Origin of the sequence: Tumidithrix elongata BACA0141 (assembly GCF_036349135.1) — a bacterium.
GTDB lineage: Bacteria > Cyanobacteriota > Cyanobacteriia > Pseudanabaenales > Pseudanabaenaceae > Tumidithrix > Tumidithrix elongata.
This window is the reverse complement of sequence record NZ_JAZBJZ010000005.1, coordinates 1-23,617: the sequence shown is the minus strand read 5'-3', so window position 1 is coordinate 23,617 and position 23,617 is coordinate 1. Positions and strand designations below refer to the sequence as shown.

Genomic DNA, 23,617 nt, shown 5'->3' with positions numbered 1-23,617 from the left:
CGCTTATTTTCTCCAGTTGCTGTCATCGATAGATTGCCGATAAAGATGCCATGCTTCAGGTATACGATCACTAGCAAAGTCATTCCAACTCATATGAAGATATGCTTGTCCTATAAGAGAATTGTTTTGTATTTGAAAGTACTTATTTTGCTCAATGATCTGTTTCGCAATTTGAGCGGATTTGTCAAATTGACCATTAACAACTCTTGCAATCATCAATGCATAAAGAGCTTCAACATGACTGGGGAAAATCTCCAATACTTGGTCAAATAAATCTATGGCTCCTCCTGCTTTAGGGCTGTTTAGCTGATTGGAACCATTGAAATAATCAATCCCCTTATTGAATACAGCGGAAGCAAGGTAGCCACGTACTATGAAGTTTTTTGGTTCTTCTGTCAAAGACAGTTGAAAATAGTCTCTAGCCTTATCAAAATCAGCTAAGCGATAGCTTTCTAAGCCTCTGATAAAGTTAACCAAAGACAGATTCGTCTGATTAGTATATAAACCTGCTTTTCCCAAGCGTTCAATAAATGCCGTATCACCTTTAAAGGGTGGATATAATGTTGCTAAACTTCTACTGCCAGCTATAACTGCTTGATATTCTCCTTTTGCAAATTTTTCGCTTAAATTATAGTTAGCAATATTTGCCCATATTAGAGAGCAAATAATAATCCCTAATAAAATACCTATACTGGGTAGTAGTTTGCTTAAATCCTTAAGAAGATTGTGTAACTCGCTTTCTTCTGTTTCTAAATACCCTCCCATTAAGCTGATTACTAGACCAGTCACTGTAACCCCCCACCCCCTACCAATAAACGAAAAGAAACTGTTGTTATAGCCAAATCCCTCCATCCATACTCGCTCCCATGAGGGCATTTGGAAAAAGCGGCTATCAGTAATTCTTAAATCAAAAATTGATTCTGTTGGTTTGGATGGATTCAGTTTTATGCTCTGCTTCCACTGCGCCTGAACCTCAGAGAAGTTTCGATCTATATGGGCTGACACCCTATCATTTTGACTTGAGTAAGTTGTAGCTAGAAAAGATACCGTGGGCGACAAAGTAGTAACGCAATAAGGAAAGAGTAAAACTGCTACTAAGCCAATCCAGAAAAGTTGGCGAGGTAGGCGACTAATTCCGTAGTAAAAAACAGCAGCAAAACCAAATAAAGCAAGTATGGCTGCAAATAACCTACCTATATTAATCCAAAATAGATTTACACTAAAAGCCTCTAAACCTTGAGGAGGTAATTGATACCAAGGAAATACTGCACCTAGACCTAAAGCTATCGCTCCAATCAAAACTACGATTTTTTGGCGATTAACCCAACTGAGCCAAGAAGTTAGTTTATGCATGGCAAATGGTTAGTTAAAACGGTTGAGAGACATAGGAGTTAGAGAGTTTTGTGAGGATTGTCAAATATTCTATTGCACCTAAAATTGTAGGATTGCTATAGTAATTATTGGTCTATAGTAGGTTGATTTCTTGGAAATAATTATTTGCCAGTTATTTTCTTTATACCCTTAATAAACTATTGTGATTAAAGCCTAACTTAGTAGTTTACAAAAACTTTATGGGTCTACATGAATTGGGTTATAACAAACCCTAGGACTTGTTCTTACTACGCTCTTTGATTTTTTCTATATCTTCCCGATCGCCAGCAGTGGTTAAGCCAAATAATTGATGTTTAAGAGTACTGATGGGATTATAGAGCTTTGCCAAACCAGCTTTTAGGGGCGAAACCTTTTCTGTTGCCCAAATCGTTGGTTTTCGAGGGGGGATTTGATCGGGTGCTACCTCGCGATAAAAATTTACCAAAATTGATTTTCTGGTTACATTGGCTGGCAGATTTAGTTTTCGATAACCATGAAATGTTGTTTCATCAGAACAAATAATTGTACAACGATTAAATATGGGAGCAATTTCATACACTTTTGATTGATCCTGATGCTGTAAAAGTAATTGACCACCATACTGATCTTGCCAGTTTTTATTGAGATAAATCAAAAGCGTTAACTCATGTACCCAATTGTCCTTTTTGGGATGTAAGTTGAAGTCCACATGCATATCTAAATAACTGCCATCACGACCTTGGTGAAGTTCGCCACAAAAGTCAAAATCCATAAATACATTTTTACCTGCGACTTGGCTAATAAATAGCCGAAACTCTTCAGAGAGCAAGTCTTGATGCAATTGGGAGAATAAATCTGACGCTTTTGCCCAAAACGATAGCTCATACTTTTGTGTGAATAAGTAATGATGAGATTTATGCATGAGTGAGATGTCAGGAAAGTCTGAAAGTAATCTCTCCGCTAAGTCTTCATGCAAAAAATTATCAATGACGATATGAGGAAACGGTGTTGCATTTTGAAACTTGTGAGCTAACATATCGGGCTCTTGACATACATCCATTCTGACGACTTTCAACATTTCTTCACCTTAACCTTGAATGCGAAATTAATGACTTTAAACTCAGCTATTACCCATTCTTCTTTAAAATCACTTAAATGTAAACAAAAATTCAGCTGTGTAGCTGTCTGTAGGTAGATAAATTGTCAGCCTTCTACCTTATCACCAGGATTTAAAGCTCTGGGAGAGAGTATAACGCGATCGCCCAAGGCTAATCCGCTTAGAACTTCACGCTGACTGTCGAAAGTTCTCCCTAGCTTAACTTTTTTAACAACGGCTAAACCTCCTTCTGCAACCATAACCATACCTTCTCCCGCAGACAGGTGAGTCACTGCGCTTTCAGGAATCGCCATACTTTTTCTACCTTGATCGAATTGGACGAAACCTTGTAATCCTGGTGGCATCTGTAATCCTTCGACTCTGACCCAAACGGAGTAGGTATATTGGCGATTAACGCCAACCCTACCGGGAGCAGTAGGATTCGTTTCAACGGTGGGATTTAATCGAATCACAGTTGCCGTAAACGTCTTGCCAGGGAAAGCAACGAGTCTTACGGTCGCTCGATCGCCAACTTTAACTGTATTCAAACGAGCTTGGTCAATATATGCCTTAAATACAATATTTTGTGTTAAAGTCATCAACTTTGTGTTGAGGTTGGCAACTTCTCCACTGTGAATATTGATTTGGCTGACAAGTCCGTCATTTGGTGCATAAATTACAGTACGTTCTAAATTTATAAGTGCATTTTGTAAAGCAAGTTGGTTGTTTTTTAGAGTAAATTCAAGGCTTTCTGCTTGACGAGCAAGATCGTTTCGGGTGCGAACAAGTTCTCTCTCTGCGGTGTATAAGTCACGCTTACGGAACAGGTATGAGTCTTTGGTATCTGCTAACTGAAATCTTGAGAGTGCACCTTCTTTGACTAATGTTTCTGAGCGGTTGAGTTTATCGTCAAAAACGGCTACCCGATCTCTAAGGCTATCGACATTTACCTCCAAAGAAGCCAACTGCTCTTTTGTCGTTTGCTCTAAGCTTTGAAGTCCGACTTCAGAGATGGCAACATTATTACGGGCAACCTCTACTGCATTTTCAAAAAGTTCTTTGTTCAGCTCGACAAGTCGTTGGCCTTTAGTAACGCGATCGCCTTCCTGGACGTATACTTTTGCTACAGCTCCAGGAACAAGTGGCTGTAAATCGACCTCCTGCAATGCAACTGACTCTCCTGGTGCAGCAACTGCTTCTTCTATAGATTGTTGACTAACGGCTACGGTCTCGACTTTAATCGGCTTGCCTGCTTTACGTTGAGCAGCAGGGTAGCCAATATCTGAGGAATAGCTACGAGATTCAGGGTTTTTTAGCGCTGGGAGCAAAACAGTTACTGTTAAAATACCAATAACCCCTAGTGGAACAACAACTAGGAGAATTAATATGAATCGAGAAAGTGGACGGGGAATTGCCATATTAATTACAGAAACTAGGGAGTTTAACCATCTAACAAGGGTTTTGACAAGGCTTTCGCAAATGATTCTTGCCATAGTAAAACAAGACGAGACCAACCAAAACGCACTTGAATATCCTTTAAGCCTCTCTCTCCCATTTCTCTAGCTCGAACGGGATCGGCGAGTAACTCAATAATTGCTTGAGAAAGTGCTTGAGGATCTTTTTCCGAGACTAGTATACCTGTTACGCCTGATTGGATAACATCAACAATACCTCCAACAGCACTTGCAATCACTGGTTTCTCATGAGCTAAGGCTTCGATCATCACAATTCCTAAACCTTCAGTGTCTCCTTTACTATCCACAATAGCTGGCAACACAAAAATATGGCAAGACGCATATTCATTCGCGAGTTCTTCTTTGGTCACAAACCCCAAGAAATCAACGACTTCGTCTAACTTTAGTTCTCGACATTGCTCCTTGATTTCATCTTCCAAAATACCTTTGCCAACAATACGTAAACGTACTGGATACTTACTCAGAACTAACGGTAAAGCTTCAAGCAGGTAGCGTAGACCTTTGCGTTCATCTAATCTACCCACAAACAAAAGTCTATTTACTTCTCCAGGTTGGGGTGGGGATGGAACCTTAGGCTCAATTGTTAAACCGTAGGGAATTACTGTAACGTTTCCATCATATATCTTTTGAATCAACGATTGCGTAAATGAAGAATTTGCTGTTACTCCCTTAGCTTTAGGTGTTTGCCATCGTAAAATCGATTCGACAAAGCTAAATTTTTTAGCCAACAGAAGCTCAGCCCCGTGAAAGCTAAAAAACATAGGGATGCCAAGTAGTTTACTTGCAGGATAAGCTATTACACCGTGGGGAAAAGGCCAATTAACATGTAAAAGATCGGGTTTTTCCTTTCGGCACAACCAAAACAACTGCCATGCTCCAAAAAGTATATAAAACAACGCAACCAGCAGATAGAGGGGCTGCTTTTGTAATTTTGTGGGTGCACCATCCCGAACTAAGTTTTCAAAACGTTTAAAGAAGTAGCGAAACCGATAAACCTGAATATCGTCTAGATTGTGAGACTGAGAGCCCTCGTAAGCAGGGGCGAAAATAGTAAATTGGATTCCGAGAGAGCCGAGTTGCAAGACCGTTTCACGAATAAACGCACCATGATTTCCATCAGGAGTCGTTGGGTAAACAGAAGTGATCACAAGAATGCGTTTGCCGTGAAGATCAATAGTCATCAGGAATATTACTTCTTAAAATTTTTGAAATAAAAACTAAGCTTTCATAGGTCAAGGGAAGATTAACCTAACAAGTTAGTTTAGCCACGCTAGATAACTACGAACGATAGCATTTCAAAAACTATTTTGGGAACTACTGCCTTGGCATTCTTATCTACACACACAAACCATATCTGAGTCTAGATAAACGAGTAGATTAGTTCTCTATAAACAATGCGCTTAAAGCTTTTTTGAGATTATTAACAAGCAAGATTTGCCAAGCGATAAGTAGGACTGCTCCTTAACTATTTGTAACTTTTGTACTACTTATGGGTGATTTTTGTGCAAATCTTATAAATCACATAACTTTTATATAACTTTTAGCGTAAGATAAGTAACTAATGTATAACTTGTGGATCTTGCCATTTATTAGGGGTTGTAATCATACTACAGAGAGTAGATGTATTTTGGATCACACACCCTAATACATCTAATAACGATCTATTAATCAAGCCTCTGGCAAAAGTTGATGCAGTCCTAAAAAAATGAAACATGTATCTGTATAACTTCCTTCAAGGAAACAAGATTCACATTACTCTTGATTTTTAGATGACGCGCTGCAAATTCTCTCTTTCCACTATCGCAGTCTTTTAAGGGTTTATCTATGTCAAAATCTCATTTGTCTCAGGTTCATTTACCTCAACACGCTCCTCTAGAAAGCCGTTCTGTCACTATAGTTATCCCAGCTTTGAATGAAGAAGGCAATCTTGAGAAACTCTTCCAATCTATAGAAAAAGCATTTGAGCGACTCGGGTTTACATTGCCTGTACTTTTGGTTGATGATGGAAGTACAGATGAAAGTCCAAAGATTTTAGATCACTTACAAGATAAATATCACTATCTAAGCGTGATTACCCATCCTGCAAAACGTGGGGTAACGGGAGTATGGAAAACCGCGATCGCGAACGTTCATACTGATTGGATCCTTTGGGGGCAAGCGGATATGGAATCTAATCCTGAAGTGGACTTTCCTTTGTTATTAGAGTCTTGTGTTAGTGGGGCTCACGCAGTTGCTGGATGGCGTCAAAATCGTGGAGATGGGAAAAAGCTCGCTTCCAAGGTAGCAAACACAACATGTCAACTTATCTTTGGTCTAAAGATCCATGACATGAACTGGATTAAACTCGTCCCTAGAAATTTGGTTGCCACATTGCCGATGGATATTGTTACGCACAGGTATATGTTGGCTGTGTTATCTGGCTTTGGATATAACGTCACCGAAGTCGCTACTCCTTGGTATCCTCGATATTCAGGGCAAAGTAAATTTGGGAAAAAACGTTTGATTTCCTCTGCAAGAGATTTTATGAGGGTATGGAGTTGGTTTGCAACTCAAATCCTTTCTGGCAGCAAGCATGATACTCAGTCTTTAAACAATGTTGCTCTTCCAGTCCCTACTGAAGCAAAAGAGCCAGCAAATGTTTATTGATGAGACAGAACATCATCGATTTTGGGAGCATCTCAATTAGGCACTGAGTAAATATACTTAGGGGGATAGAAATAACCGTTGAGGTAAGCACAACGATGCTTCAAGACTTGAGCAACATTGTGCCGATTCCATTGAGCACCAGAAATCTTGACCCGACGACCAATCTGTTTAATCGTTGATTCAACCGAGCCTGAGCCTATTGTAATCCCCTGTTCCTGTAAATAACCATACTCAGGAATGTGATGACGATGATTGCGTAGGTAATCGAGAAAATTGATAGCTCGTTTGAATTTACAACCTTCAAATAAGGCGATCGCCTCATCAACAGAACCTTGCCAGAGCATATCTTCAACCTTGGTTAGACGACGTAAAGAACCGCCAACATTGTAAAGATGTTCTTTCAAGTGATACCAGTCTAGTATTTCAAACCTTTGCTCTGATGGTGCTATTGCTTTAAATAAGTTCCAAATACCGTCATGTCCATCGCCGAGACAAGAAAATATTTGCGCTAATGGTTGTTTTTGTAACCACTCAACTAAACCTTGATTATTCAGGAAATAGGCAGATACTGTTCCTTGGGCGTTTACGGTTTTGTAGTCTTTCCACTCACTTTTTTTCCCTTTCTCGGTTCGCAATCTTACTTTACCTCCATCTAGACTTATTTCTTCCACACTTTCAGTCATTGTTATCTCTGGAAATTCTTGTTTCTGGACTAACCTCTGTTGACTGCTATGACTAATATGGATTCCTGTCAATTCTTCAACATTTACGGCTGTTCTTGCGTAAGATTCACTAGCACTTACCAATAGGCAGCATTTTTCTAGTTGCGGACTTAATCTGCTTCTTGCTTTTACTTGCAACCGTTTGGCTTGATGGCTTTTGATCCTTAGTTTGCCGATGCAGCTTTTTATTTGTCTTTCTTTTCCTGCCTTTGTCCCTGTACTTTTTTCGATAAAAAAATTCCTACGTTTGGACTTACATTTTCCAACATCTGCTCTCTTACTGCTATTTCTATCCCTTCTAGCGTTTTCAACTGCTCTGCATCTTTGGTTTCCGCATTCCGATACAAGATTTCAGCGATCTCTCTTGTACAGGCTTCTAGTCTTTCTTTGTCTTCTGGTCTCATTGTTTTATAGGGCTTAACTTTGATCGATTATCCCACTCTGCTTTGCTAAGTATTTCTACTTATTGCCTAATTGAGATGCTCCCTCGATTTTTCCCTTAGGCTGATACTTGCAATAGTTAGTCTTTCCATGGTCTTTCCAGAATGCAAATCTGGAAGTTCCTCATTCTGATTTTGTTTATGTACTGCTTCTAAAGGCGCAGAAAAATGCTTCTCCGTCTTTAGAAGTTTGATTGCATTCGCTCAAAGAATTTTGGCACTTATTGAATTAGTATTGTTCCTTTCATTCCTGCTTCGCTATGTCCTGCAATCGTACAGCGCAAGATGTAACTGCCCTGTTTAATGGGCACAAAAAACCATTCCGCTGTTGCTTGCGGACGAAGTTCCAGTTCGCGAATATTACCCTTGATTTCTACATGACCTGCTTCGACTTTTTGTGTCCAGATTGCATCTGCAAAATCTTTGCTAGTAAAATAGTGCTTCATGGCGCTAGGGTTACTCAATAAAAGTTTATAACGCTTACCTACTTCAAAAGGAATGCGATCGGGCTCAAATTTTAATTCGTTTGCAGTATTGCTCAAACTCACTTTAACTTCGATCGCAGGTTGATTGACAAGATTGATCAGGTTGCTATTGGCTGGCGCAGCGATCGCAAAGGAACTACTAGTAAAAACAGCGCTAACCATTACTATCAGAATGCTTGAGACATTTATAGAAACTGCTCGCAAGGGTTGTAAATTTTTTAATCCTATCCCTTTGGAAATTTCTTTAAAATAATTTGAAATCGAAGTAAAGACTAATGCAAAAAACTTTGTCGCTAGGAACTTGGGCATAGTTTCAACTCATACATAAGGACTTCATAGCTACATAATAATTTAGTGAGTAAAATTATTTTTTATTCTGCTTAAAAGTTAAATATATCGATGTTTTTTATTGTTGTCGCCACACATCACAAGCTCATGAAGTCTATAATCACGAATCTTATTAAAAAGATATCTATCATTCTAATCTCAAGTGCAATTGGATTGGAACTATGGAATATTTGTGCGAGCTTCACTCATAGTGAATTGCCAAGTTCTCTCATCCCCATAATTTGGATTGGAAGATTTGCGATCGCGGCGCATACTCTAGAAGGACTCATCGCAGCTTTTTTCGCAACTTCAAAGCAAAAGAGTCCTTTGAAATGTGCGATTTACACTTTTTTTGTCGGTACGGTAGGCTTGTTAGAACTCTTAGAGTCGGACAAGGAAGCCATTACCTAAAAAGGGAACCAGTGCTATAAAAGGTCGGGCATCATGGTCAACGCTCGTTTTAATCTCTAAGTTTCGGAGCTATGCGAGATGAATTCTACACTTTAGAAATTCTTTGCCATAACAAGCAGGTTTAAATTCCTACAGAGGAAATACAGATATCTTTGAGTATATGGAGATATCAAAAATATCTGTATTCTTATAGGCTTAATTTTTCGTCAAATTACGTGGATATCAAGTTCGATTATGAGCGTCTCCGATATTTGAGAATCTCTACAGGGACATCATAGAAAGAGCTTCCATCTAAGTTGATTGCAACGGGCTGCACTTTCTGATAAGGGTTCGCCAAGAGAAGTTCCTCTAGATCGTTAGGGAATACTGACCAAGAACGATTTAGTCTCTTATAGTCTCCTGCCACAAACGATCGCGTATAAGCAGGCTTACGAACGGGATAGGGCAGACCCTTAGGGTTGTAAGAGCGGAAATCAATATTGTCAGGGTTATCTAAGAAATAGACTTCAGCTTTACTGAAATCGTTGCTGTCGGGATAGTTAACTCTTGTGAAATAGTCAAAAACTGGCTCAAAGGTATCGATCGCGCCATTGCGATCGGCATCAATACCCATAACTGTGCGAACCGTACCAAAATCTTGGGCTCGATTGGGTAACACAAGATTAACCGCCGCATTGTCATCGAGTAGTTCAAATTCGCTATAGCCAATGAATTGAGAGGTTTTGGGATCGAATAGTCTAACAACGACACGATCGCTAGGGTTCAACCCACGGATAAATTGAGCACTACCATTAATCGGATAAAGAAAATCACCCACAAAGTGTTCGGGTAAAAAGCCATTCGAGCGCTTTGCCAGTAAAGAAACTCTGGCGATCGCCTGAGATAGAGTCGGTTGGTTTTGTAAAATTGCTAAACTAAAGTGTCCGCGATGGGGCTTGAGATCGGTACGTTTTAACGGGAACTTCGTGTTTGGAAATCGTCTTTTGTAGGTAGTCTCAATGCGATCGACGCTAGAACTTGGTAGACTCGAACGATAATTGTTCAGAAGATCTCCTGTAAGAAACTCGTCAAATTCTTGACGGTTAAATGGTTGAACTGTACCCAGAGGATTGCTTGCGGACGACTCAAACCCCTCTCCAGATTTAACGATTACTTTATTTGTCTGTCCGTTCCAGTTACTGGTAACCTCGACCTCTCCTTCTAGAACCTCAACATTTTCGCCACCTTTACTGTCTACCTCCATGATATAGGTTGTTCCGCTCACCGCTGCCGTGACATGAGCTGTACAAGCTGAGACTGGTCCGTTGAGTAAGACATCCCCTTGCTGCACGTATGCACCGCACTGACCTATGGTCAAAGCAGTGTTTTTGCCGAGTCGAGCAATTGCCCAGTTGTTAAACCGAAGTTGGGCAATGGACTCACCTGTACGGACTTGTTGTGAGGTTTTGGCGATTTCGCCAAGATTTGCCTGTCTATTTTGAATGAAAACTTGATTTCCCTGCGCGATTTCTGAAACCGTGGCTTCAGTTACATCTAAATCCGTTGACTGCGCTGTGGCTGGGAATCGATAAACATTACACAACAAGACAAAGCATATTCCCAATACAAACAGGGGTAAGCGTTTCCAGCGGATGAATCCTTTGAGCGATTGGGATATTCTTATTAACATGGCTTTAGATCTCTGCATAAGTTCTCTATTGGCTCAATTATTAAAACTTTGGGGTTTAGAAGTACGTTAAATCTTGTTAACTGCTTAAATCACCTACAAGTACTTGAATAACTTGATGGGCATGATTGAACGCAGTTACCCTAAGACTAGGACTCAGCATTTTGGCTAATGTTCCAATGTTTCCGATATTTAAGAATCATGAATACAATGGTCTTATTTGTTGAAGCATTTGCAACAAAAGCTATCTTAGAAAGCCACCCATATGAAGCTCGATCTCAAACAGATTCTCAAACCCAGTTATTTCGGCTACTTCCTAGTGGGGGCTTTTGCCCTGGCAGGTGCGATCGCTACAGGTACCAATCAGTCTCAAGTAAGGTACTTAGAACGGCAAACCCAAACTGCCTTTTTTAACCTGCGCGGAAATGTCGCGCCGCCAGATAATATTGTGATTTTGGCGATCGATGAGGATTCGTTACGGCAGGGTGAATTTTACGATCCTAAAAAACGCCCCTATTTAGACCCTTTCAGAACTGTACCTTTGAAACGTACGATCTACGCTCAAGTCATTGCAAAAGTACTGGATGCTGGGGCAAAGGCTGTAGGGGTTGATGTGTTCTTTGTGACACCAAGCGTTCATGGTCCAGCAGTGGATGCCGAATTACAAAAAACTCTGGATAAATATGGCGATCGCGTCGTGTTAGCAGCACAGTACAAACTTTCTCAAACTGCTGAGGCAACTTCGATACAATTGTCTGCCCCCGATGCCATCTTTAAACTTAAGCCTACATCTTTAGGGTTAGTTACCTTTACGCGGGATGTCACGGGAAACGTTCACAATTTTGGCACGCAAATAGATCCGAGTTCGGGTCTAAGGGTAATCCCAACTTTTGCCGACGCAATTTTAAAGGCTGCAAAAATCGAATATGCCAAACCCAAAGGCAACTCGATATATTTCTATGGCACGGGCAATACATGGCTCAATGCTCGTCAACAAGCCCCTATTTATTATGTGGTCGATCCTGAAAACTGGAAAAACCAGTTAATCGGTGAAGGTAAATTTTTTAAAGACAAGATCGTTTTGATTGGGGCAACAGCGCCCTCAATGCAAGATATTCAAAATACAGCCTTTGGCTCAATGCCTGGGGTAGAGATCCATGCCAATGCGATCGCAGCCTTGATGAACGATCGCAGCCTTGCCGATTTAATTCCCGATCCTAAAGGTCAGGGATTACTGATATTTGGCTTGGTGGGAATCTTGGGGTTAGCCCTCAGTCGCATTAAACGCCCATTTCTACAATTTGGGATCGTGCTGATCGTAGCTGGGGCTTGGTTGGGAGCAAGCTATTACTGCTTTACCTACGCTAACCTGATTTTGCCAACGGCAGTTCCTGTAATTGCTTTGGGCTTGAGTGGATTGTCTTTGTTGGTAACTGGTGGCATCGAGATCTATATAGAGAACCTTAAGGCGCAAAAAGATAAACGCTTGCTCCGTAAAGCCTTTGAACGCTACGTCGCACCAACAATTGTAGAAGAAATCGTCAGTAATGCCGAAAACTTCCGCGATTTTTTAGAAGGAAAGACGATCAAGGCAGCCGTTCTATTCTCAGATATTCGAGGCTTTACTACCCTCTCTAGCCGCGTCCCTGCCCCAAAACTCGTACCGCAATTGAATGTCTATCTAGGCGGCATGGTTGATGCGATTACAGAATATCAAGGCACTATTGACAAGTTTATTGGAGATGCCGTGATGGCAGAATTTGGCTCACCTGTCTCGCGTGGCGAAGAGATTGATGCCATGAATGCGATTTATGCTGCCCTAAATATGCGGAAAGTACTATCCGAACTGCGTTTGGCTTGGCAACAGGAAGGTAAGATTCCCTTCTCTAATGGAATTGGCATCAACTACGGTGAAGTTATGGTTGGGAACATTGGTTCTCCTAGTCGGTTGGAATATGCTGTCATTGGTGACACCGTCAACGTAGCGAGTCGTGTCGAAGGAATGACCAAAGACTTAGGTACAGATATCCTGATTACAGAAGCGCTGTATGAGATTGTCAAAGATAAAGTGGAAGTGGAAGATTTTGGCAACCACCAACTCAAAGGTCGGGTAGGTGAAATTCATTTATATGGTCTAATTGGGCTGAAGGGTGATAGTCGCGAGCTGTATCAGCAAGTCCAACTGGATTTGAAGCGTCATATGGCTGTGATCAACGTTCTTAAAGATGGAAAACTTCCCACTTAAACGAAGGGCAAAAAATTTTAGATTACTACTACATTTATGTTTCCACATTTGCCCGATCGCTACTGGCTTTACAATGTTCGCGTTCCCGCCTGCCTGATCTCTGGTTCGATCTCTGAGTCGATTGCCATAGAACCTAATCTAGATGGTTTGGCATTGCTGAACATAGAAGTTAGGAATGGAAAAATTGCTACGATTTTAAATTCTCCATCGACTTCTCAATCAACTCCTCAAATCCCTTTAGAGGAAGTGTTACAGGTCGATTGGCATCATGGTATTGCACTTCCATGCTTTATCGATGTCCATACCCATCTCGACAAAGGACATATCTGGGATCGTGCGCCTAACCCCGATGGTACGTTTGAAAGTGCATTGCGAACCGTCGCGCACGATCGGGATATGTATTGGACCTATGAAGATGTCTATCGTCGTATGGAATTTGGCTTGAAATGCAGCTATGCCCATGGCACAAAAGCAATCCGAACCCATATCGATTGTCCCGAACCACAGATGGCAGCTAGTTTTAAAGCCTTTCAAGAACTAAGGGATACTTGGCGCGATCGCTTATATCTACAGGTGGTATCTCTGATTTCCCTCGATCTCTTTATGGGAGACTATGGAGAACAAGTCGCCGATCGGATCGCAGAACTGGGCGGAATTCTCGGCGGTGTCGCCTATGTCAATCCCGATTTAGAGCCACAACTCGATCGCTTGTTTCGCTTAGCAAAGGATCGAGGCTTAGATTTAGATTTTCATGTGGATGAGACGGACGATCCTGAGTCGAATACGCTTTTACATGTTGCTGAAGCCGCAATTAGAAATAACTTTACTGGGCAGATTGTCTGCGGTCATTGTTGTAGTCTAGCGGTACAGGATACTGAGGTTGCCATGAAGACGATCGATCTTGTCAAACAGGCTGACATTGGCATTATCAGTTTGCCCATGTGTAACCTCTATCTGCAAGACCGAACTTCTAAGCGCACGCCTAGATGGCGAGGTGTGACCTTACTCCATGAATTAAGAGAGGCTGGTGTGCCTGTGGCGATCGCCAGTGATAACTGCCGCGATCCCTTTTACGGCTTTGGCGATCACGATGTCATGCAGATCTTCGCGATGAGTACGCAGATCTGTCACCTCGATCGCCCCTATGGAAATTGGTCGAGAACAGTTACGCAAACCCCCGCAGGTTTTATGAAGCTAAAAGATGCAGGACAAATCAAAGTTGGGGCTTCAGCGGATCTGATTCTCTTCAAGGCACGTAGTTTTAACGAATTGTTTTCGCGTCCCCAAAGTGATCGCATCGTGCTTCGGAATGGACTAGCGATTGACACCACTTTACCTAGCTATTCAGAACTTGATTAAGGGGATCTTCTAAATTAGCTAGTCTTGGGTTTGAGTCCCATACCAAGCAGCATATTAAATAAAGAAGGCAAGGAACTTCTTCGTTCCTTGCCTAAAATTTTATCTGATTAAACGAACTGATCCTTTAGACTTCAACAGGTTCAGCAATCGCATCAGGAATTGGGATTGTCATGCTAGCAGGCGGTGTATTCATCTGTTCGCGATACTTCGCTGCCATTTCTTCGGCACCCGCATAGACAATTTGAGGATCCTTCACCATATCACCAGGCTCAGACTCAAGTTGCTTGGTAGATAATGAGATTCTTCCGCGCTCGGCATCTAGGTCAATAATCATGACCTTGACTTCATCATTTACATTAAACACGTTATGAGGCGTATCAATGTGATCGTGAGAGATCTCAGAGATGTGAAGCAGACCGCTAACACCACCGATGTCAATAAATGCACCGTAAGGTTTGATACCGCGTACGACCCCAATCACAACTTCTCCAACCTCAAGCTTGTTCATCTTACGCTCGACCAGAGCACGACGATGACTCAAAACAAGACGGTTGCGATCTTCATCCACCTCTAAGAATTTCAGAGGCAGTTCCTCTCCGACCAATTCTTCCTTGGGCTTCCTGGTACTGATGTGCGAACCAGGGATAAATCCACGCAGACCTTCAATTCTGACCAGTGCGCCACCTCTATTGGTAGCAAAAATCAAAGAGCGAACGGTAGCATCTTCCTGCTGGAGTTGGCGTACGCGTTCCCAAGCACGCATATATTCGATGCGGCGAATTGACAGCGTGAGTTGACCCTCTTCATTTTCATCGGCAAGGATAAAAAACTCGCGCGTGTCGTTATTTTGTAAAACCTCTTCTGGCTGGTCAACTCGGTTAATTGACATCTCCTGAATTGGGATGTAGGCTGCCGTCTTTGCCCCAATGTCTATCAAAGCGCCCCGTGGCTCGATACTAAATACAGTACCAGCGACAATATCACCTGGATTAAAGTGATAATCGTATTTGTCTAGTAATGCAGCAAAATCTTCGTGTGTAAATCCGACATTTGCATTGGTAGCAGTAGAAGTAGCAGTTTTTGTCCGATTGACCATATTGACCATACTAATGTGTGTCCTAGTGTTTTTCTCCGTAGATTGGTTTTCCTCCTGGAAATGTAACAGCAGCAGCGAATTACGATTTCTTAAGCTCTAATCAGCATCTCAGCTTAAAGGCAATCACAGCAGGGCTCATATCCAGCTTTATAAATCGAAAAATTTGAGTAGGCAAATCTTTCAGCATAGACATAAGCACTTAATTATATCTTACTTTTATGAGTTAGCTAGTCCTAAATCTAAATTTCTCGGCGATCGCAACCTTGACAAATCGAAACCTCACGAGATTTGTTAAGTAATCGCGCATAATATTAGGACGTGAAATAGTTTTTTGATTGGTTTTGAATGCTCGATCAGTTTATCGATTTTAATCCGTCATCCCTTCGTATCGAAGTGATCCCTATTATTGGGGTGCTGATTTTACTAGAGGCAATTTTATCAGCCGATAATGCGATCGCTCTTGCAGCCCTCGTTCGCAGCCTTCCCGATCCTAAACAAGAGGCATGGGCATTACGGTATGGGCTAATTGGGGCATTTGTATTTAGAATTGTGTTGATCTTGACCGCAACTTGGGTGATCAAGTACTGGCAATTTGAACTAGCTGGGGCAGTCTATTTACTATGGCTTTCAGGTAAATTTTTCCTATCAAATGCCCAAGAGCATGATGCCCAGCACCCCGTTCGCATGGCGGATAAGCTATGGCAGGTGGTTTTGCTTGTGTCTTTTACAGACTTAGCCTTTTCGCTAGATAGCGTGACCGCCGCAGTAGCAGTAGCCCAAGAAACCTGGTTGGTTTTGCTGGGAGGCGTTGCTGGAATTATTGCACTCCGCTTTTTGGCAGGACTGTTTATCAAATGGCTGGGAGAGTTTATCAACCTTGAGGCAGCGGGATACCTAATTGTGATGTTGGTTGGTATCAGATTGTTATTAAAGGTCGTTGCTGATAGCTATGTACCCCCTGAATGGCTAATGCTAACCTGTATCGCAGCTATATTTATCTGGGGCTTTTCTAAACGAACCCCTGAACTAGATATGGAATTGGAAAATGTCAGCGATCCTAATACGCTAGATCGAAAGCTTGAATTGCCGCTTAAAGAAGAAGTAAAGGACAAGTAAACCATGCTGGAATATCCGAATGACCTAAAATACACAGACTCCCATGAATACATCCGACTGGTGGGAGATGTTGCCACAGTTGGGGTTACTGCCTTTGCGATCGATCAATTGGGCGATGTTGTATTTATCGATCTACCAGAAATCGGAACAACCGTAACCAAGGGAGAGCCCTTTGGTACGGTCGAATCAGTCAAAGCCGTTGAAGATCTCTATGCCCCTGTTAGTGGTGAGGTGCTTGAAGCAAATTTTGGCTTAGTCGATGAACCTGAGAAAATTGCTGCCGATCCCTATGGAGAAGCGTGGCTTTTAAAGGTAAAGCTCGCAGACCCCAGTGTCTTAGGGGATGCTATGTCAGCCGATGAGTATCGCAGTAAAGTAGAGGGTTTGTAAAAAGTTCAGCGATGGCCAACCTAAGCAGTTGTCGCGCTAGAGTCTTCTAAAAGCCTTTTGGAGCGATCGCCCCAGTCTATAAAACCAATTTAAAATCTTGGAGAATAAGGTTGTACGCTTTCTAGGTCGCTGAAAAGATCTCTCGCCAGTAATTCCAGAAATTTCATAAAGCGTATATTTGCCACTTTTGCCCGCAATTTCTACTTGATGAGAACTGCAGGCGATCGCGTTCTCTTTCACCAAATTGTAGACAGATTCAGATACAAGCAACTCAGTACCAGCTTTTTTGTTTGCTGATTCGATGCGGCTAGCGAGATTTACAGTATCCCCTATCGCCGTCATCACTTTATTACTGGATGCTCCAACCTCACCCAAAACAACCCAACCAAAATTAATCCCAATGCCGATTTTTAAGGGGTGAGAGGCTAAGACATCAATATGCGTGTTAAGGGATGCCATTGCTTCTAGCATTTCCAGTCCTGCTCTAACTGCCATTTCAGCAGCTAGTTCTGGCTCTCCAGACACAAACAAAGCCATTAATCCATCACCCATATAACTGTTGATCACGCCACCATGTCGAAGAATTACTTTATTCATACGACTAAAGTAGCTATTTAAGACATAAATCACATCATAGGGTAGGGTCGCTTCGGCAAATTTTGTAAAGCCTCTAATATCGGCAAAGAGAACAGCAATTTGCTTTTCTTCACCAATGGAGCCCACTGACAGTTGATTTTCAACCGTATCAATATCTTCGCTATCTAGGACAAGGCGATGTACCTTAATATCCCCAACGACTTTTGTTTGGCATGCTAGACGAACATCGGTAGGAAAACCTAATTTGTCTGCTAATTCTTCCTCAAGCGCGTTTCTAGGGTTGCAGTTTTCTAGCCCCTCTAAAATTCGAATGCGACAGGTCGAGCAACGCGCATTCCCCCCACAGGCAAAGATATGGGGAACCCCAAAGGCTAGGACGGCGTATAAAACAGAGTCTCCCTTGGTTGCTTCAACAATTTGATCGTCAGGTAGACAGTAAATTTGGGGCATATCCGTCCGTAGTGGGACATTAAAGCCATAATTCAAGGTGGGCCTCGAATAAGACCTAAACTGCCTTAACTATTCTCACTATACAAAGCAGGATTATTTTACTTTATTTTAGATGGGCCGAGCTGGATTTGAACCAGCGTAGGCGTAGCCAGCGGATTTACAGTCCGCCCCCATTAACCACTCGGGCATCGACCCAAAATTTCACGGATTTCATCATAACACTCCACGTACCTTTTTAAAGATTTTTTCTGCGATCGAATTTTGGGGTAAAAATAATTCCCCACGATTAGTGTTGGGGTAATGTCGGTAAAGACTTGAGATGACTCAAAAATTGCATCATTTCAGCGGCAGTCAACTGCTGTCTAGAACGTTTATTAAACGTCTGTAGCAAATAATCTCGTCCTTGATTTTTTGTCCAACTCAATCGCTCCATTTCCACATCGATTTTGGAGATCGCATCTGATAGATCGACGGGCTCAGCCGTAAATTCTGGGATAGCTGCTGTTTTTGTTGGTTTGGGTTCTTCGTAGGTCGGTTCGCTGTTTGGGTAGTTGGGTTGATAGCTAGATGGGTAGCTGTCATTATCGGGATAGGTCGTGTCTTGATGGTTATTTTGGTAACTTTGAAACTCAGATGGATAGTTGGGCTGAGGGCTACTATTGGCGTGATTAGTTGCAAGCGTATTTACAGCCTGTTGGTTACCTGCAAAGCTAACAAATTCAGAATTTATAGATGAACTAGGTAAGGCATTGATGTTTGTCGATTGACCGATTAGAGTTGCTTTCATACCATAATTGCCATCAAAGGTAATCCCTGCAATCATCAATGCTCGTTTTATTGCCCGATCTTCGGCAACTTCGATATCTGTATCCGCTGCTGTAGCAGTACCTAGGGTAATTTCACCATGGAGAATTGTGGCGCGAAAGACGTGGAGTCCATCAACTTTTGGTAACATCTTGGTCTTGATGCTGCCCTGGGGATATTGGGTGCGAAATTGGGCAAACATGATTTACAAATTATTGAAATAATGGTTTGGCAGTATGGATCTTGTCGCGATCGCATAGCAACTCTTTAAACAGCAGGGGGGGTGTAACCTGGAATTTTTGTAAGATCGACCTGATCGATTTGGTATTCATGCAAATATTTTTCGGCATAGCGCAGATACACCTTTTCATTGACAAATAAATCAAATAGATCGGGGTCGATATGGTTCTCTTGCTTCATTTTGCCTAAAATTTGCAAGCATTCTGTTAATGTTTTCGCATCTTTATAGGGGCGATCGTCTGAACTTAAAGCCTCGAAGATATCTGCGATTCCCATCATACGTGCTGGGACTGACATTTGCTCGCGTGTTAGCCCTTTAGGATAGCCTTTGCCATCCATGCGTTCGTGGTGACCGCCTGCATATTCAGGTACGCGACGTAAATTTTTGGGATAGGGCAGTTTTGTCAGCATATTGATTGTAACGACAATATGATCGTTGATAATCTGACGTTCTTCTGGGGTGAGTGTCCCCCTAGAGATATTCAAGTTATAAACTTCATTTTCGTTTAAGAAAGGGGAAAGTTTACCCTCTGTGTCAACCCATTCATACTTGGCGATCTGCAATACGCGCTCTTTCAGATCGTCTCTCATAAATTCCCCACCAATGTTGCATTTTTGCAAGAAGGTGCGATCGCTATTTAATTGTTGAATTTTTTGCTGAAACTTTGCTTCTAAGCTAGGAACGTTCTGCGGGTTTCCACTTTCTAGAGCCGCCAGCTTCTGATTGAGAAATTCGATCTCAGCATCCCGTTTGAGCACTTCAAATCTCGTATCGATCAAATGGATGCGGTCAAAAATTGTTTGTAGTTTTGTGGCTTTGTCGATGACATGGACAGGTGTTGTCACCTTGCCACAGTCATGCAGCAACCCTGCGATCTTTAATTCATAGAGTTCCTCTTCGGTCATGGAGAAATCTTTAAAGATGCCATAGTTAGCTTTGCAGACTGCCTCTGCAATCATCATAGTTAAGTCTGGCACGCGGCGACAATGCTTACCGTTATAGGGCGATTTAACGTCGATCGCCTCTGCCATCAATTCGATAAATGACTCAAACAATTGGCGAAATTCTTGAATCAGGCGGTTATTACTGAGGGCGATCGCGGCCTGAGAGGCAAGTGATTCGGCTAAACTTCGCGACTGCTCTGAAAATGGAATAATTGCACCCGTACGCGGATCCTTGGCATTAATTAACTGCAAAACCCCGATTAGCTCGCTTTCATGGTTTTGCATGGGGACAGTGATAAAAGATTGCGAACGGTAACCCGTCTTGCGATCGAAAGCGCGAGTGCCTGAAAAATCAAATCCCTCAGCTACGTAAGCATCTGGGATATTAATGGTCTTATGGTTGATCGCGGCATAGGCAGCTACCATATTATTGTTGGGTTTCCCCTCTCGATCGTAGAGTGGAAGTGGATCGAAAGGAATAGAAACCCCTGTCGTGCCACCCATCATGATCTCTAAAGAGTCATTGATAATAATCTCAAAGATAAGATGCTGTTTATCTTCTGAAGCAAGGTAAAGTGTTCCACCGTCGGCATTTAAAATGCTCTTTGCACCCTGCAAAATCATCTCCAGTAAAGCAGGGGCGTTTCTTTGCGAAGAAAGCGCTATTCCGATCGCATTTAATTTCTCAATCCGATCTAGAAAATCTTCATGTCCGTTGTAGTAATCCATTTTGCTGAGTTTTCTAAATTAATCGAGTTGCATTCGGCAAATGAAATTAAGCAAATTTAGGTTAACCAAATATAGCCCTTTTCAAGCTTATGAAATACAGACGGGTTGAAAATGAATAACAGCATCATAATCACAAAGACCTCGCTTAAGCTAGTTCTGAATGGACTTTTTGATTAGTTTATTGTGTTTTCCTTATGCCTAAAGTGGGTTAGTGCGTTAAGTATTGATCTAGAGCTGATCGGTTGGAATTAAACTATGAGCCTGAAGTAGGTTGGGCATTTGAGGCTGGTTTAGAAGCTGCTGGTACGATTTTACCCTGCCAGTTGATCGTGTTGGTAATACTGCCTGTACCATAGCTGCCAGTAAATTCTTGACAGTTTTCACTGAAGGTAAAAGCCCCTTTCCCATGCTGTTGTGACTGGTCTTTCTCCGCATTTTCCTGCCAATCAAAGTTAAAAGTTGCATTATCAAGCTTGCCTGATATTTGTCCTTTGACTTTGCCCCTGTTTAGATTGTAAAACTCATACTGTCCCACAAGATCCGAATTACCCTTCTCTTCAAAGGAAAGAGCCCCCAAATTTGTCTGCCATTGTCCTGTCAATTTTGACTGACAAATTGAAGCGTGATTACTTTTTGTGCTAGGTAAAGTCAAAATATTCATACCAGCTATCAAAACAAAAATCAGTCCCCCAATCTCAGCTAGAAACCACAGTGAAGGGATAAATTGCGACCAATGCTTAGCTGCCGCATCCTTGTTAGATGCTTGTGAGTCTGTGACTAGCTTGTCAGGAGTTGAAGTGTCTGAGATAACAGGCGATCGCTTAAGTTTAGTGAATCGTAGTTTTTGCATCATATAGCTTGACAAAAAGGTTTACTGAAGTGCTTCATGCTGTTTCGTATTGCAATTTTGCGGAACTCTAACTAGCCCTTATTGCCTAAAAACCCATCTATGCCACTCGGCGGACAGCCCGAACAAACTTTGAAGGGAAATTTTCCATACCAAAAACTCTTTAGTATTTTATTTTATCAATAGCAAAGGTAATCATGACGAAGCGGTAGGCTCCTAAAACTCTTTCCCGCATCTGCATTGTTGATGATTAGCCCCGTCCAGTGAAAATTACGCTGTCCTATAAGGTTTAAACCTTTGCTCCCTAAACTTAATCATAACTTAGCTAACAACAGCTTTTTAACTAGGCACTTTCTTTATCAGGAGAAATGACGATCTCAGTCATAATTTCTGGCTCGTTGAGCGACCAGCGATAGGAGATCGGAATACCGTTATATTCACAAACATCCTCAAACTGTTTTTGCAAAACCATTGCCTTTCGCAACATGATGATCGCCGATTGAATATGCTCTCTAGAAGTTTTAAGTGTGGTAGCTAGGTGTGGCTGCTTGCTCGCGTTGTGAATTGCACTAAGCGTCTGACGTTCCAATAACTGAAGCAGCAGCTCATAGTGAATATGTGATGGAACAGGAAGTGACTCCACGGGTACCTCTAAGATTATCGATAATTATGGTTTTGAGTATGATTTTGAGCTTGCCAATGTCAGCGTTTTTAGCATGCGGATCGTTCCTTTACAAACCATGTTTTTTGCCACGGCTTTAGGGTAATCAAACTAAAGACTAGCCCTTAGCTTTAGTTTATGCATGTCAATGCTTATCTTGATTATTTTATCTGCTTCTTTATTGTAGGGGAGCTACTCGTTTCCGTCGCAAAAAATTTATCTACAACTTAGAATAGGCAAATCTCTGATATTTTTGCGATCGCAGAAGGCATATCTTATATTTTTGAAGATTTTGCATTCCCAAAAAATTTTAGATAAAATGTACAACCTGATACAAACTACAATTATGTAGTAAGTTTAAGTGTGAAGATGCTTGATAATGCATGCATTATTCTGATAGCAAAGCTTCACATTATAAAGATCGATAAATTCAAAGCCTCAGTATATAAAACTAGGTTCTGATTCGTATGAAAGCTGAAATTAATCAGCAACTATATCAATATTACGTAATGCTACCCAAAATTTTGCTTCCCTTATTGCAGGTATCCATAGAGTTACCCAAGGTTTTCCATAAGCTGAGAATTCATATTCTGAAACCTTCAAGTTATCTTGGAATATATCGCAGCAACTTACCCTATGGTTTAATTTCAAAACTATCTAGCCTAATGGCATTTTCTATGGGGAGGTATGCGTGGGATTGATTCAAGACCGTCCTCTCGTTGATGTTTTCCGTGAAATGAACGGTGGCATGTTTCCGCCGATGACGGAAACCTTTGAGCGTGGCAAAACTATTTTTTTTCCCGGCGATCCTGCGGAACGATTTTACTTTTTGGTAAAGGGAGCCGTTAAATTGTCGCGAGTTTACGAGGCAGGCGAAGAAATTACGGTAGCCTTACTCAGGGAGAACAGTGTATTTGGAGTGTTATCGCTGATCACAGGTAATCGTTCCGATCGCTTTTATCATGCTGTTGCTTTTACACCTGTGGAGTTACTATCTGTCCCCATTGAGCAGGTAGAAAAAGCTTTAAAAGAAGATCCCGAACTGCCGATGGTTTTATTGCGGGGATTATCATCGCGAATTTTACAGACTGAGATGATGATTGAGACCTTGGCACACCGAGATATGGGTTCGAGGCTTGTCAGCTTTTTATTAATTCTCTGTCGGGACTTTGGTCTTCCCTCGTCTGAGGGGGTAACCATCGATCTGAAACTATCTCACCAAGCCATTGCTGAGGCGATCGGTTCTACCCGTGTTACGGTGACGAGACTATTGGGAGATTTACGCAAGCAAAAGCTAATCTCGATTTCCAAAAAACGGATCACTGTGCATAATCCTGTAGAACTAGGTCAGCGTTTTGCCTAGATTTTACAAGGATTCTTGTTAATGTCAAATAAAAAAGTCCCTCTTAACAGAGGGACTTTTTTATTACTTAGAATCTATTTAGAATTCAGTCGGTGAAATTAGCCGTTGATCGCAGGAGCAGTTAGAGCCACAGGAGCAACATCAACAGCAGCCAAGT

Annotated in this window: 20 protein-coding genes and 1 tRNA gene; 7 read left to right on the top strand and 14 right to left on the bottom strand. The window is 41.7% G+C overall.

Annotated features, from left to right (window positions below; translation table 11 throughout):
- Window positions 1-3 precede the first annotated feature (3 nt).
- The 4 genes from V2H45_RS02255 to V2H45_RS02240 form a co-directional block, all read right to left on the bottom strand.
- The gene (locus V2H45_RS02255) at window positions 4-1,353 is read right to left on the bottom strand and encodes a tetratricopeptide repeat protein (RefSeq protein WP_330481984.1); all 1,350 of its coding nucleotides are present in this window, start codon (window positions 1,351-1,353) and stop codon (window positions 4-6) included.
- Window positions 1,354-1,603: 250 nt separating this feature from the next.
- Window positions 1,604-2,428 carry a 2OG-Fe(II) oxygenase gene (locus tag V2H45_RS02250; protein ID WP_330481983.1) on the bottom strand — a complete coding sequence of 275 codons (825 nt, stop codon included), beginning with the start codon at window positions 2,426-2,428 and terminating at the stop codon, window positions 1,604-1,606.
- A gap of 125 nt (window positions 2,429-2,553) precedes the next feature.
- Window positions 2,554-3,939 carry an efflux RND transporter periplasmic adaptor subunit gene (locus V2H45_RS02245; protein ID WP_330481982.1) on the bottom strand — a complete coding sequence of 462 codons (1,386 nt, stop codon included), beginning with the start codon at window positions 3,937-3,939 and terminating at the stop codon, window positions 2,554-2,556.
- Complete coding sequence (locus tag V2H45_RS02240; RefSeq protein ID WP_330481981.1) at window positions 3,888-5,102, bottom strand: glycosyltransferase family 4 protein; 1,215 nt, start codon at window positions 5,100-5,102, stop codon at window positions 3,888-3,890. The genes V2H45_RS02245 and V2H45_RS02240 overlap by 52 nt, the downstream gene beginning before the upstream one ends.
- 643 nt (window positions 5,103-5,745) lie before the next feature.
- On the opposite strand from V2H45_RS02240, the gene V2H45_RS02235 reads away from it, so the two are divergent.
- The gene (locus V2H45_RS02235; protein ID WP_330481980.1) at window positions 5,746-6,567 is read left to right on the top strand and encodes a glycosyltransferase family 2 protein; all 822 of its coding nucleotides are present in this window, start codon (window positions 5,746-5,748) and stop codon (window positions 6,565-6,567) included.
- Between the two features lie 32 nt (window positions 6,568-6,599).
- Here V2H45_RS02235 and V2H45_RS02230 read toward each other — a convergent pair.
- Window positions 6,600-7,693, bottom strand: a protein-coding gene (locus V2H45_RS02230; RefSeq protein ID WP_330481979.1) for an ISKra4 family transposase whose coding sequence is annotated in 2 segments (ribosomal slippage) — window positions 6,600-7,528 and window positions 7,528-7,693 — 1,095 coding nt in all. Because the reading frame shifts where the segments join, the coding sequence is not laid out codon by codon here.
- 257 nt (window positions 7,694-7,950) lie between these two features.
- Window positions 7,951-8,376, bottom strand: coding sequence for a cupredoxin domain-containing protein (locus V2H45_RS02225; protein WP_330481978.1), 426 nt, complete (start codon window positions 8,374-8,376; stop codon window positions 7,951-7,953).
- Between the two features lie 381 nt (window positions 8,377-8,757).
- On the opposite strand from V2H45_RS02225, the gene V2H45_RS02220 reads away from it, so the two are divergent.
- Window positions 8,758-8,952 carry a hypothetical protein gene (locus tag V2H45_RS02220; RefSeq protein WP_330481977.1) on the top strand — a complete coding sequence of 65 codons (195 nt, stop codon included), beginning with the start codon at window positions 8,758-8,760 and terminating at the stop codon, window positions 8,950-8,952.
- A gap of 232 nt (window positions 8,953-9,184) precedes the next feature.
- Here the strand turns inward: V2H45_RS02220 and V2H45_RS02215 are convergent, their stop codons facing one another.
- Complete coding sequence (locus V2H45_RS02215; protein ID WP_330481976.1) at window positions 9,185-10,621, bottom strand: hypothetical protein; 1,437 nt, start codon at window positions 10,619-10,621, stop codon at window positions 9,185-9,187.
- Window positions 10,622-10,883: 262 nt separating this feature from the next.
- On the opposite strand from V2H45_RS02215, the gene V2H45_RS02210 reads away from it, so the two are divergent.
- Both V2H45_RS02210 and V2H45_RS02205 read left to right on the top strand, forming a co-directional pair.
- Window positions 10,884-12,863, top strand: coding sequence for a CHASE2 domain-containing protein (locus tag V2H45_RS02210; RefSeq protein WP_330481975.1), 1,980 nt, complete (start codon window positions 10,884-10,886; stop codon window positions 12,861-12,863).
- Between the two features lie 36 nt (window positions 12,864-12,899).
- Window positions 12,900-14,222 (top strand): cytosine deaminase, encoded by a 1,323-nt coding sequence (locus tag V2H45_RS02205; protein WP_330481974.1) that lies wholly within the window; start codon window positions 12,900-12,902, stop codon window positions 14,220-14,222.
- 124 nt (window positions 14,223-14,346) lie between these two features.
- On the opposite strand, the gene V2H45_RS02200 is transcribed toward V2H45_RS02205, so the two are convergent.
- Window positions 14,347-15,318 carry a 30S ribosomal protein S1 gene (locus tag V2H45_RS02200; RefSeq protein WP_408648701.1) on the bottom strand — a complete coding sequence of 324 codons (972 nt, stop codon included), beginning with the start codon at window positions 15,316-15,318 and terminating at the stop codon, window positions 14,347-14,349.
- 345 nt (window positions 15,319-15,663) lie between these two features.
- Between V2H45_RS02200 and V2H45_RS02195 the strand changes: the two genes are divergently transcribed.
- The gene (locus V2H45_RS02195; protein ID WP_330481972.1) at window positions 15,664-16,434 is read left to right on the top strand and encodes a TerC family protein; all 771 of its coding nucleotides are present in this window, start codon (window positions 15,664-15,666) and stop codon (window positions 16,432-16,434) included.
- 3 nt (window positions 16,435-16,437) lie between these two features.
- On the top strand, window positions 16,438-16,824 hold the full coding sequence (gene gcvH / locus V2H45_RS02190; RefSeq protein WP_330481971.1) for a glycine cleavage system protein GcvH: 387 nt from the start codon (window positions 16,438-16,440) through the stop codon (window positions 16,822-16,824).
- 36 nt (window positions 16,825-16,860) lie between these two features.
- On the opposite strand, the gene V2H45_RS02185 is transcribed toward gcvH, so the two are convergent.
- The 6 genes from V2H45_RS02185 to V2H45_RS02160 form a co-directional block, all read right to left on the bottom strand.
- Window positions 16,861-17,871: an adenylate/guanylate cyclase domain-containing protein gene (locus V2H45_RS02185; protein ID WP_330481970.1), complete on the bottom strand. Its 1,011-nt coding sequence runs from the start codon at window positions 17,869-17,871 to the stop codon at window positions 16,861-16,863.
- A gap of 113 nt (window positions 17,872-17,984) precedes the next feature.
- Window positions 17,985-18,066 (bottom strand) — tRNA-Tyr (locus tag V2H45_RS02180).
- Between the two features lie 91 nt (window positions 18,067-18,157).
- Window positions 18,158-18,877 (bottom strand): hypothetical protein, encoded by a 720-nt coding sequence (locus V2H45_RS02175; RefSeq protein WP_330481969.1) that lies wholly within the window; start codon window positions 18,875-18,877, stop codon window positions 18,158-18,160.
- Between the two features lie 65 nt (window positions 18,878-18,942).
- Window positions 18,943-20,589: an HD domain-containing phosphohydrolase gene (locus tag V2H45_RS02170; protein ID WP_330481968.1), complete on the bottom strand. Its 1,647-nt coding sequence runs from the start codon at window positions 20,587-20,589 to the stop codon at window positions 18,943-18,945.
- Between the two features lie 253 nt (window positions 20,590-20,842).
- Window positions 20,843-21,442 (bottom strand): hypothetical protein, encoded by a 600-nt coding sequence (locus V2H45_RS02165; protein WP_330481967.1) that lies wholly within the window; start codon window positions 21,440-21,442, stop codon window positions 20,843-20,845.
- Window positions 21,443-21,779: 337 nt separating this feature from the next.
- Complete coding sequence (locus V2H45_RS02160) at window positions 21,780-22,079, bottom strand: DUF5340 family protein (protein WP_330481966.1); 300 nt, start codon at window positions 22,077-22,079, stop codon at window positions 21,780-21,782.
- Between the two features lie 715 nt (window positions 22,080-22,794).
- On the opposite strand from V2H45_RS02160, the gene ntcA reads away from it, so the two are divergent.
- Entirely contained in the window at window positions 22,795-23,460 is a 666-nt protein-coding gene (ntcA, locus tag V2H45_RS02155) for a global nitrogen regulator NtcA (protein ID WP_408648700.1), read from the top strand.
- The last annotated feature ends 157 nt before the right edge of the window (window positions 23,461-23,617 follow it).

Excerpts from the sequence above, each read along its gene's own strand:
- V2H45_RS02255 (WP_330481984.1), bottom strand. The coding sequence starts at position 1,353 with ATGCATAAACTAACTTCTTGGCTCAGTTGGGTTAATCGCCAAAAAATC.
- V2H45_RS02250 (WP_330481983.1), bottom strand. The coding sequence starts at position 2,428 with ATGTTGAAAGTCGTCAGAATGGATGTATGTCAAGAGCCCGATATGTTA.
- V2H45_RS02245 (WP_330481982.1), bottom strand. The coding sequence starts at position 3,939 with ATGGCAAGAATCATTTGCGAAAGCCTTGTCAAAACCCTTGTTAGATGG.
- V2H45_RS02240 (WP_330481981.1), bottom strand. The coding sequence starts at position 5,102 with ATGACTATTGATCTTCACGGCAAACGCATTCTTGTGATCACTTCTGTT.
- V2H45_RS02235 (WP_330481980.1), top strand. The coding sequence starts at position 5,746 with ATGTCAAAATCTCATTTGTCTCAGGTTCATTTACCTCAACACGCTCCT.
- V2H45_RS02225 (WP_330481978.1), bottom strand. The coding sequence starts at position 8,376 with ATGGTTAGCGCTGTTTTTACTAGTAGTTCCTTTGCGATCGCTGCGCCA.
- V2H45_RS02215 (WP_330481976.1), bottom strand. The coding sequence starts at position 10,621 with ATGTTAATAAGAATATCCCAATCGCTCAAAGGATTCATCCGCTGGAAA.
- V2H45_RS02210 (WP_330481975.1), top strand. The coding sequence starts at position 10,884 with ATGAAGCTCGATCTCAAACAGATTCTCAAACCCAGTTATTTCGGCTAC.
- V2H45_RS02205 (WP_330481974.1), top strand. The coding sequence starts at position 12,900 with ATGTTTCCACATTTGCCCGATCGCTACTGGCTTTACAATGTTCGCGTT.
- V2H45_RS02200 (WP_408648701.1), bottom strand. The coding sequence starts at position 15,318 with ATGGTCAATCGGACAAAAACTGCTACTTCTACTGCTACCAATGCAAAT.
- V2H45_RS02195 (WP_330481972.1), top strand. The coding sequence starts at position 15,664 with ATGCTCGATCAGTTTATCGATTTTAATCCGTCATCCCTTCGTATCGAA.
- gcvH (WP_330481971.1), top strand. The coding sequence starts at position 16,438 with ATGCTGGAATATCCGAATGACCTAAAATACACAGACTCCCATGAATAC.
- V2H45_RS02185 (WP_330481970.1), bottom strand. The coding sequence starts at position 17,871 with ATGCCCCAAATTTACTGTCTACCTGACGATCAAATTGTTGAAGCAACC.
- V2H45_RS02175 (WP_330481969.1), bottom strand. The coding sequence starts at position 18,877 with ATGTTTGCCCAATTTCGCACCCAATATCCCCAGGGCAGCATCAAGACC.
- V2H45_RS02170 (WP_330481968.1), bottom strand. The coding sequence starts at position 20,589 with ATGGATTACTACAACGGACATGAAGATTTTCTAGATCGGATTGAGAAA.
- V2H45_RS02165 (WP_330481967.1), bottom strand. The coding sequence starts at position 21,442 with ATGATGCAAAAACTACGATTCACTAAACTTAAGCGATCGCCTGTTATC.